We start from the raw sequence: 7,925 nt of genomic DNA, 5'->3' as shown, positions 1-7,925 counted from the left end.
CAAGATCGAACATGCATTTATAGAGATAGGCGCTTATTAAACCGAGGCTTTATAAAAAGCGCTCTTTCCCAAAGAATTGATTCGACCCTATTACTGTTCACACTCAGAAACGCAATAACAACATACTCTTGATAAACTTTGGGCGAGATAAGAAGGCGAAAGACTGCTTGCGGTCGATGTATTGAAACAGCATGACCATCCTCGCAAAAGACAAGCAGCTTTATTTAGGAGGAAGGAGGCAGGAGGTTTTCATCGCTCCAAAAGCATTTCTAAGCTATCTTTTAATGATTCACTTTAAATACATCGGAACTTGTAATGAAGCATGCGCTTCTAGTTTTTCTAATCGTATCATTTGTATACTCCGATCATATTTACGCTCAGCGTCTATTCAAGATCTCGACCGTCGCCAATGCAGAGCTTCTGCCCAATGTGATAAACAATGTTAGAGCCGCTTATGAGTTACTCGGCATCAAGTTAGAGATTACGCCGCTACCCGCGCAAAGGTCGTTGCTTGAAGCGCAGAAAAATATTGTCTTTGACGCAGAGCTTGGTCGCGTCGTTCAGGCTGAGAACCAGCTTAGCAACCTAATCAGAATACCAGTCAGTTTGACGGAGTTGAGCTTGGTGGCCGTCGCTCATAACAAACTACAAGGCTTATCTGGCCAGCAAGGTATTGAGAGCCTCGAACAATTCCGTGTCGGTTCCATGCGAGGGCTTGTCATAACAGATCTTCTCCTCAAACACATCGATAACCAGCTGGTTGATCGCACGAAACAAGGTTTTGACATGTTGCTGTACAAGAGATTAGAAGTGTTTGTCATACCCAAATTTATGGTGAGTAAGCTACCAATAAAACTCTTGGATGGTGGCTATATTATTCACGAGCCACCGCTATTGCGCGTCAAAATCTTTCATTTCGTACACAAAAAACATCAGGCGCTTATTCCTGACATTACCGCCGCGCTCAGCGAGGTAACAGGAAACCCAATAGAATAAAATAGATCTTATGCAGCCCTGTAAGCCATCGCCAAATGGCGATCTCGCCTGTCGTCGATACGCAGCAGAAATTGGTGGCGAATAGCGGACTAAGACAAGAAACGAGATACACATTTTCTTCTTATAGCATTGCGAGCATTCAGCTAGAATCCAACCTTTACCTCAAATAATCAAAAGTTTAGCACTGTCAATTTTTCGTCATTCTTTTCTCTAAGTCTCATATTCCATTCACTAAGTCCCGTTTACGCACAACCAACCAGACAGTCAGGCCTCGGGGAAACCTATATCAAATCTTATTGATATAGTTGCTATATCAAAGTTTGTTGATATACTTTTGCCCATGAACCAAATCGCCTCGAAAATTGAATCTCTCGTTTCAGCCCAAGAACTTGCGTCTACGCAAGTGGATTTAGTGGCGCAAAAGCTAAAGGCGTGCGGGGATGAGTTACGCATTCAGGTTCTGCAATGCTTGCGAGCCGATGCATTCGGCGTACTTGAGCTGACACAGATATTCGATACCAAACAGTCGGGCATGAGCCATCACTTGAAGGTTCTAAGCAAAGCAGGGTTGGTAGAGGCGCAACGTGAAGGTAATTCGATTTTCTACCGGCGCCCGATTCAAAAACAACGCGGTATTGAGTTTTTGGTCGCCTCACAATTGTTTGGCATACTTGATTTGCTTCCTCTGCACCCGGACATAGAGCGCCGTATGCAAGAGATTCGCGACCAGCGCGCTGTTCAGTCACAAGCTTTTTTTAATCGAAATACCGATCGGTTTGCGGAGCAGCAAGAGCTGATTTGTGATCACGAGCAATATGCACAAACTAGCCTAGACTTGCTGCAGGCCAGTGTGAGTGGCGCGAATGCGCGTGTGCTCGAAGTAGGCCCCGGAGAAGGCCGATTTTTAAGCATGCTTGGCGCTTATTACAAGCAAATTGATGCCGTTGATACATCCCAACAGATGCTCACGAAAGCAAAGCTGCACTGCCAAGAAAGCAAGCTCAAAAACGTCACCTTGATTCATGGCCAAACCGGCGACTTAGTTAAACGAGGCGCTCAGTATTCCGGCGTTGTGATGAACATGGTGCTGCACCATGTACCGGCGCCTGCGCAGTTATTTAAAGAATGCGCGCAGTTAATCGAGCCTGAAGGCGCATTAGTTGTGTGCGACTTATCTCACCACAACCAAGATTGGACAAAAGAGAACTGCGGTGATTTGTGGCTTGGTTTTGAAACAGAAGAATTAACGAACTGGGCAGAATCTGCCGGGTTTTCAGAAGACGAATCGGTGTTTATTGGACTTAGGAATGGCTTTCAAATTCAAGTACACCGCTACATTAGACGCTAGTGTTGGCACATTACCAATATCGATAAAGGAAGTTTTCGCATGAGTGAATACAGCATTTTTACTTCAGAGTCCGTGTCTGAAGGACACCCCGACAAAGTCGCAGATCAGATTTCAGACGCTGTACTGGATGCGATTATTGCGCGAGACCCGCACGCTCGGGTTGCCGTCGAGACGCTTGTAAAAACAGGCATGGCCGTTGTCGCCGGCGAAGTAACCACATCGTGCTATGTTGATCTTGAAGACATTGTTCGTGATGTTATCACCGGTATTGGTTACAACAGCTCAGAAGTTGGGTTCGATGGCGAAACCTGTGCGGTATTGAACGGCATTGGTAAGCAATCGGTCGATATCAACATGGGTGTAGATCGTGCCAAGCCGGAAGATCAAGGCGCAGGCGACCAGGGTTTAATGTTTGGTTATGCAACAAACGAAACCCCTACTCTGATGCCCGCTCCGGTTTACTACTCGCACCTGCTCGTGCAGCGTCAGTCAGAAATGCGTCGTAATGGCACGTTACCTTGGTTGCGCCCTGATGCAAAATCACAGGTTACCATTAACTATGAAGGCGATACGCCGCGCGTTGATGCGGTTGTTCTTTCTACTCAGCATGACCCAGCTATCTCGTTGGACGATCTGCGCGCAGCCGTTCTTGAAAACATCATCAAGCCGGTACTACCTGCTGAGTGGCTTCACGAAGGTACGCTGTATCACATCAACCCAACAGGCAACTTTGTGATTGGCGGCCCTGTCGGTGATGCAGGCCTTACAGGTCGTAAGATTATCGTGGATACCTACGGCGGTATGGCGCGTCATGGTGGCGGCGCCTTTTCTGGTAAAGATCCATCGAAAGTTGACCGTTCAGCAGCGTACTATGGCCGTTATGTGGCGAAGAACGTGGTTGCTGCAGGCCTTGCTGATCGTTGCGAAATACAGGTTTCTTACGCAATCGGTGTAGCAGAGCCAACATCTGTATCAGTTAACACCTTTGGTACCGGCAAGATCTCGGATCAAGACTTGGCAAAAGTAATTCGAGAAGTGTTCGATTTGCGCCCCTATGCGATTCAAACTCAACTAGACTTGCTCAACCCAATGTACCAAATCACAGCGGCCTACGGTCACTTTGGGCGTGAGCCTCAGGAAGTAAGCTATGAATACGTTGAAGGTGGCGAGACTAAGACCAAAACATTTACCGCCTTCACTTGGGAAAAAACAGACCGAGTAGATGAACTAAAGAAAGCAGCAGGCGTATAACTAACTAGCGCCGAGTGGCACACAGCCGCTAACCGCAAACGATTATCAGCGTGTTCCTCACACGACACGCTAACACGTAAAGGAAAGAACATGAGCACGAATTTGCAAGCAGTAGAAAACGGTTTCACTGACTACAAAGTAGCGGACATCAATCTCGCAGATTGGGGTCGCAAAGAGATAGACATTGCTGAAGGTGAAATGCCGGCATTGATGGCGCTTCGTCGAAAGTACAAAGCGGACCAACCTCTAGCGGGCGCTAAGATTATGGGTTGTATTCATATGACCATTCAAACAGCCGTGTTGATCGAGACATTGGTTGACCTTGGTGCAGAGGTACGTTGGTCGTCTTGTAACATCTTCTCGACCCAAGATCATGCAGCCGCTGCAATTGCAGCCGCTGGCATTCCGGTTTTCGCCTGGAAAGGTGAAACCGAAGAAGAGTTTTTATGGTGCATTGAGCAAACCATTCTTGCAGAAAAAGACGGTACAGCGGTATGGGATGCGAACATCATTCTTGATGATGGTGGCGATCTAACCGAGATGGTACATAGCAAATACCCTGACCTGCTTAATGATATTCACGGCATTTCTGAAGAGACAACAACGGGTGTGCATCGTTTGTTGGAAATGCTTGAAGAAGGTTCTTTGAAAGTGCCGGCGATCAATGTAAATGACGCTGTGACGAAATCAAAGAATGATAACAAATACGGCTGCCGTCACTCTTTGAACGATGCAATCAAGCGTGGTACTGACCATCTTCTTTCAGGAAAGAAAGCGCTTGTTATCGGCTATGGCGATGTGGGCAAAGGCTCTGCAGCCTCTCTTCAGCAGGAGGGCATGATTGTAAAAGTCACTGAAGTGGATCCGATCTGTGCCATGCAGGCATGCATGGACGGCTTCGAAGTTGTCTCTCCATATATCAACGGTGAAAACACCGGAGAACCAGGCTGTGTTGATACAAGCCTTCTGGGCAAAACGGATCTAATTGTTACCACAACAGGAAACACCAATGTCTGTGACGCAAACATGCTTCAGGCGCTTAAATCTGGTGCCGTGGTATGTAACATCGGTCACTTCGATAACGAAATCGATACCGCCTACATGCGCGAGCACTGGGAGTGGGATGAGATCAAACCTCAAGTTCACAAGATCTACCGCAACAAAACGGAGAACGATCATTTGATCCTTCTTGCAGAGGGTCGTCTTGTAAACCTAGGCAATGCGACTGGGCACCCTAGCCGTATTATGGATGGGTCGTTCGCCAACCAAGTACTTGCTCAAATTTACTTGTGGGAAGCGAAGTTTGCCGATCTACCGGCAGAAGAAAAGCCAGCCAATGTCTATGTAAAAGTACTTCCTAAGAAGCTTGATGAAGAAGTAGCAAAAGATATGGTAGAGGGTTTTGGCGGCGTATTAACACGCCTGACAAAAACGCAGGCAGACTACATCAACGTGCCGGTTGATGGTCCTTACAAGCCAGAATCTTACAAGTACTAATTAGAACGCTGAGGTAGGCTGAAGCATCTGACGCCAACCTCGGTTTCAAGAACGAGATTATTCATGGAAACCCAAAAACAGTTTAAACGTCGTTTCAGCTTTGAATTCTTCCCACCAAAAACCGAAGAAGGCAAAGAGAAGCTTCAGGTTGTTCGTGACGAACTTGCTCGCCGTAAACCAGATTTCTTCTCGGTGACATATGGTGCAGGTGGTTCCACGCAAGAGCGCACGATCGACACCGTGCTGCATTTTCAAGATCAAGGGATTTCTACTGCACCGCATTTGTCATGCGTTGGATCCAGCAAAGAAGAGATCGCGAAACTGCTCGATTTATATAAAGAACGTGCAGTGAACCGAATCGTTGCGCTACGTGGTGATCTTCCCTCGGGCATGGGCGGATCAACAGGTGAATTAAAGTACGCGAACGAACTGGTCGCTTTCATTCGAGAACATAGCGGCGATCACTTTAATATAGAAGTAGCGGCCTACCCTGAGTTTCATCCACAAGCGCCGAGCGCGGAAGTGGATTTAGAAAACTTCAAACGCAAGGTGGATGCTGGCGCAAGTAGTGCGATTACACAGTACTTTTATAATCCGGACGCTTATTTTTACTTTATTGATCGGGTTGAGGCGATGGGTATTAATATTCCAATCGTCCCAGGCATTATGCCAATCACCAACTACTCCAATTTAATGCGTTTCAGCGATATGTGTGGAGCGGAGATTCCTAGATGGATTCGCAAGCAGCTTGAAGCGTATGGTGATGATAAAGCGAGCATTGTAAAATTTGGCGAAGAAGTGGTGACCCAAATGTGCGACACATTGCTAGCGGCCGGCGTGCCAGGCATACACTTCTACAGCATGAACCAAGCAGAACCCTCACTCAAGATTTGGGATAACCTTGGACTAAGCGATAACGAGAAAATCAAATTCTGATCACTCGCGCCTAAAGCAACACAATACAATGGCTTGCCCTACTCCGGCAGGCCATTTTTTTTTGCCGCTCTACTTTTACTCGTCGCCCATTCCAACCATAATCATGCAGAGATAAACGAACAGGCTAAGCACTCAAGTTGCATATTCCAACAACAAAATCTCCAAGGAGACGGTGTGGGTCAGAATATTGATAAAACCCAGTTTAGCGATCAGGATTATGCCGATTTCAGAGATGCACTCAATTACAATCTTCGCACTTTCCGCGCACTTTTAGCTGAACCCGGTTTTGGTGAAGGGCCTCAGTCTTATGGTTCTGAGCTTGAGCTGTATCTCGTCGATAAAAATGCACATCCTAAACCCATCAATGAAATCATTCTGAACGACGCCAAGGATACGCAGCTTACTTTAGAGTTGAACCAATTTAACCTCGAATATAACTTTTTACCCTTGGTGAATGAAGCCGCGCCATTCTCTAAAATGGAGCAGCAAATGCGCTCCGCTCTGGGATTTCTTGATGAAGTAACAGCCCGTCATGACAGCCGCATTCTACCGATCGGCATCCTACCAACTTTGCGCGCGCAAGACATGGGACGCGATGCGATCACTGATCTAACGCGCTATCACGTGCTCGCCGATGCGCTGAGAGCAAAACGCGGGGAAGACTTCCAGATACACATCGAAGGGCAAGATCAACTTGAAATGTCCTGGAGTGACGTGTCGCCCGAAGGCGCAAATACCTCTTTCCAGTTTCATTATCGTGTTTCACCAAGCGAGTTTGCCGGTAGCTACAATGCCGCGCAGTTGACCACCCCTCTGGTGCTGGCCCTAGCCGCCAATTCGCCGTTTTTTCTTGGCCAGCGGTTGTGGCAAGAAACCCGTATAGCCCTCTTCAAACAATCGATTGACTATCGACTTGAGGATACACTCGAAAAGCATTTGCCTGCGCGCGTGCTCTACGGCTTGGGCTGGGTTAGAAAAAGTATCTACGAGTTATTGGCCGAGAGCGTTTATCTGTTTGAACCGATATTACCCATACTGTCAGATCGCGATTCACAGGCAGAGTTAAAAGCGGGAATGGCCCCCAGCCTTGATGAGCTTCGACTTCATCAAGGAAGCGTATGGAGCTGGAATCGGCCCATCTACGACCCAAATGATGGCGGACATCTGCGTATCGAAACGCGCGCATTTCCCGCAGGTCCAACTCCTGCCAACATGGCCGCAACAGCGGCACTGATAAGTGGATTTATGAAAGGTCTTTTGCCTATTATTGACGAGTTAATCTCAGGCCTGCCTTTTCGATACACTGAGCAAAACTTTTACCGTGCTGCAAAATATGGCCTCAATGCAAAGTTGTTCTGGCCAAACCTGAAAAGCGGTATTCTGGAAGAACGACCAGTTATCGATCTCTTGCGTCAACTGCTACCAACAGCAAAACGCGGGCTCGAAGAGCTTGGGGTCGATGCCAGCGAAATTCACAAACAGCTTAGTTTGATCAACGACAGTCTCAATGCAGAGATGAATGGCGCACGGTGGCAGCGAATGATGTTCGCGCTTCTGATCAATCAAACCGACGAGTTGAGCGCTCTGAACGAACTGGTTGAACGCTACTATCAGCAATACCAATCAAACAAACCGATACACGAATGGAGTCTGAAACTTTGAGTATAGAGCAAGCACCCTCACAGCTTCGGCGTATTGCGCTGTCAGGCGGCGATCAGCAAGCACAGCGAGAGAAGCTACTTGGTAACTCTGCAGAACAATTTCTTAACAACCTCGGCGGCGCAACAGCTATTTTCCTGGAAGGAGAGAACACCGAGACCACGCGGGTGTTATGCACCTTGCTACACGGAAACGAGCCCTCTGGAGCACGCGCAGTTTACGACTACTTGCACTCTGG

6 protein-coding genes and 1 pseudogene are annotated in these 7,925 nt (G+C 47.5%); all 7 read left to right on the top strand.

The annotated features are described in order from the left end of the window. Nucleotides 1-315: 315 nt before the first annotated feature. Complete coding sequence (locus A3750_RS09825; RefSeq protein ID WP_068453580.1) at nt 316-996, top strand: hypothetical protein; 681 nt, start codon at nt 316-318, stop codon at nt 994-996. A gap of 340 nt (nt 997-1,336) precedes the next feature. Next, a complete protein-coding gene (locus A3750_RS09820; protein WP_082863096.1) occupies nt 1,337-2,344 on the top strand; it encodes a metalloregulator ArsR/SmtB family transcription factor in 1,008 nt (335 codons plus the stop codon). 39 nt (nt 2,345-2,383) lie between these two features. Further along, complete coding sequence (metK, locus tag A3750_RS09815) at nt 2,384-3,595, top strand: methionine adenosyltransferase (RefSeq protein WP_068453582.1); 1,212 nt, start codon at nt 2,384-2,386, stop codon at nt 3,593-3,595. A 90-nt stretch (nt 3,596-3,685) separates the two neighbouring features. Further along, entirely contained in the window at nt 3,686-5,092 is a 1,407-nt protein-coding gene (gene ahcY / locus A3750_RS09810; protein WP_068548222.1) for an adenosylhomocysteinase, read from the top strand. Nucleotides 5,093-5,155: 63 nt separating this feature from the next. Continuing rightward, on the top strand, nt 5,156-6,028 hold the full coding sequence (gene metF / locus A3750_RS09805; protein ID WP_068453586.1) for a methylenetetrahydrofolate reductase [NAD(P)H]: 873 nt from the start codon (nt 5,156-5,158) through the stop codon (nt 6,026-6,028). A 174-nt stretch (nt 6,029-6,202) separates the two neighbouring features. Continuing rightward, nucleotides 6,203-7,690: a hypothetical protein gene (locus A3750_RS09800; RefSeq protein WP_068548221.1), complete on the top strand. Its 1,488-nt coding sequence runs from the start codon at nt 6,203-6,205 to the stop codon at nt 7,688-7,690. After that, nucleotides 7,687-7,925: pseudogene (locus tag A3750_RS09795) on the top strand (hypothetical protein); the annotation flags it as partial. The gene A3750_RS09800 and the pseudogene A3750_RS09795, both read left to right, overlap by 4 nt.

This window comes from Oleiphilus sp. HI0079 (assembly GCF_001635105.1).
This window is presented reverse-complemented; position numbering and strand designations above follow the sequence as displayed.